This is a genomic window from Streptomyces sp. NPDC002403 (assembly GCF_053593015.1).
Genome location: NZ_JBSFBQ010000060.1, coordinates 1 through 2,221, shown reverse-complemented (window position 1 = coordinate 2,221; position 2,221 = coordinate 1). Strand labels below are relative to the sequence as shown.

At 65.0% G+C, this 2,221-nt stretch carries 2 protein-coding genes and 1 pseudogene; all 3 read left to right on the top strand.

Annotation, left to right across the window (positions count from 1 at the left end):
- Positions 1–1,189, top strand: a pseudogene (locus ACWCPY_RS36770) (hypothetical protein); the annotation flags it as partial.
- Between the two features lie 39 nt (positions 1,190–1,228).
- Positions 1,229–1,747 (top strand): YbaB/EbfC family nucleoid-associated protein, encoded by a 519-nt coding sequence (locus ACWCPY_RS36765; protein WP_451272524.1) that lies wholly within the window; start codon positions 1,229–1,231, stop codon positions 1,745–1,747.
- Positions 1,737–2,081: a hypothetical protein gene (locus tag ACWCPY_RS36760; RefSeq protein ID WP_451272522.1), complete on the top strand. Its 345-nt coding sequence runs from the start codon at positions 1,737–1,739 to the stop codon at positions 2,079–2,081. Before ACWCPY_RS36765 ends, ACWCPY_RS36760 begins: the two co-directional genes overlap by 11 nt.
- Positions 2,082–2,221 lie beyond the last annotated feature (140 nt).

Below are 2,221 nucleotides of genomic sequence, written 5' to 3'. Positions count from 1 at the left end.
ACGCACGCAGGCTGAGCAGGACCGTAAGGAAGCTCTCAAGCAGCAGGGTGAGGAGCGGGACCGGGTCCGCACCGAGCAGGACAAGGCACGCACGCAAGCTGAGCAGGACCGCGAGAAGGTCCTCCAGGACCAGAACGAGGCACGGCAGCAGGCCCTCAAGGAGCAGACGCAGAGCCGGTTCGAGCTGGAGCAGGACAAAACGCAAGCCCGCGACCAGTACGAGCGTGATCTCGCCGACGCCAAGACTGAGCGCGATGCCGCCAACCAGGCTGCGGACCACCGTGCGGCGGATGCCAAGGACAAATTCGAACAGGCCAAGGCCGATGCCAAGGAGCAGCGGGAGGCCGCCCATCACGAGGCCGACCGCGAACGGGCCGAGGCGAAGCGGGAGTACGAGAAGGCACTCTCCGACGGGCAGAGCCCCAAGGAGGCCAAGGCAGAGTACGACAAGCAGCTCGCCGACATCGACCGCCGCGAGCACGACGCAGTCCAGAAGGCCGATCAGGCCGAGGCACAGGCCAAGGAGCAGTACCAGCGGGACAAGGACGCCGTCCAGCAGCAGCGGGACGAGGCCCGCCAGGAAGCGGCACACGATCGGAAGGAGGCCAAGGCCAACTACGACCGTCGCATGGCCGAGATCCAGGCGGAGTCCGACCGGTTGCAGGAGCCCAAGAGGAACCTGGACGAGCTCATCCAGCAGCGCATCAATTCTCTCCCCCAACCCTCCGGCCTGTCCTCGACTTACTCGCCCTACGGGTCGGAATTCGGCGGGAACCTCTACAACCAAGACGATCTCGCGTACGCGTTGGGGCGCGACCAGAACCTGACGACCAATCAATCCGGCGGCTCCAGCCCCTATGGGGGCAGCCCGGGCATGATGAACCCGCAGGCCAAGGGCGGCATGGGCGGCGACACCACAGGGGAGCGCACCCGCACGACGCAGGACTCCGGCGTCGTCCGCACCAGCCGGCGTACCGGCAGCCCTGAGACGCAGGAGAACAACGTCGTCGCACGAGGTAGCTCCATGCAAACCTCCAGCGGTACGCCGTTCGCGCCGCCGATGTCCGGGGGACCGCAGCAGAACCAGACCACCGAGTCGGGGGACCGCGAGCGCACCACATGGCTGGCCGAGGAGGAAGACGTGTGGGGCACCGAAGAGGGAGGAGCCCCACAGGCGCTCGGACGTTGACGAGATCCACAAGACAGAGAGGCTGGAGGAGGGGACGTTGTGAACGAGCCCATGGAACAACGCCTGAACGAAGCGATGGCCAGGCTCAAGGCCACGGAGGAGGCGGTCGCGAAGGCTGAAGAGGATGTCAAGGAAGCCTCGGCCACCGCGGTCTCCGTGGACAGGTCCGTACAGGTCACGGTGGGGCCGCAGGGAACGCTGGTCAGCGTGGAGTTCCTGGACGGCAAATACAAGAACATGGCAGCGGCCCAGCTGTCCTCCGCCGTCCTGCAAGCCGCCGAGAAGGCCCGCGCGGAGATGGCCCGGCGCGTGGTGGACCTCTTCGAACCGCTCACTCAATCCATCGGTGGCGGGACCTTCTCCGACCACGTGGGCGTGGAGTGGGACAAGATCTTCGGTTCCATCCTCGACGGAGCGGAGCGGGAGGAGACGTCGTCCAGCGCGACGGACCGTCTGCGTGACGAGATCCACGAGGACGGAGAGGAAACATCGCCTGCCCCCACGGTTGGCGGAAAGACTGTCAAGAAGAGGAAGAGCGGAGGACGTTATGGGCAGTGAGTACTCGGCTGACCCCGATGGCATCCTGAAGGGGTCCTCGTTCCTGGGAGACAGCTGCCTCCAGGCGGAACGGCTGGTTCGCGATTTTGAGGAGAAGTACAAACCCTTTCGCGGATGGGCTGGCGATGTGGGCGTGGGCGACGACTTTGCCGATCAGACGGATCCGGGATGCGAACAGGATTTCGCGGCCGTCCGTGACGCTGTCGCCTCACTGACGACTGGATTCTTGGATTTTGTCAACTTCGTCGCCGGACAGTCGCGTGAAGTCCGGAAGCCGCAGGACGACGCTCTCCAGGACATCCACGATCAGGCCTCGCAGGACAAGAAGCACTAGTCGTGGAAGACATCAGGATCAGTCCTGGGTTGGCTTCTTTTGTGCAGGTCTGGCTTGGTGCGAGTGTGCCGAGGGGGAGTGAGGGTCGGGGGTTTGATAGCCGGTTGCCGTTTTTGGAGACGGCGAGGGGGCTTGAGGAC

Bases quoted from the DNA above. Each gene is read 5' to 3' on its own strand.
- ACWCPY_RS36760 (WP_451272522.1), top strand. From the start codon at position 1,737: ATGGGCAGTGAGTACTCGGCTGACCCCGATGGCATCCTGAAGGGGTCC.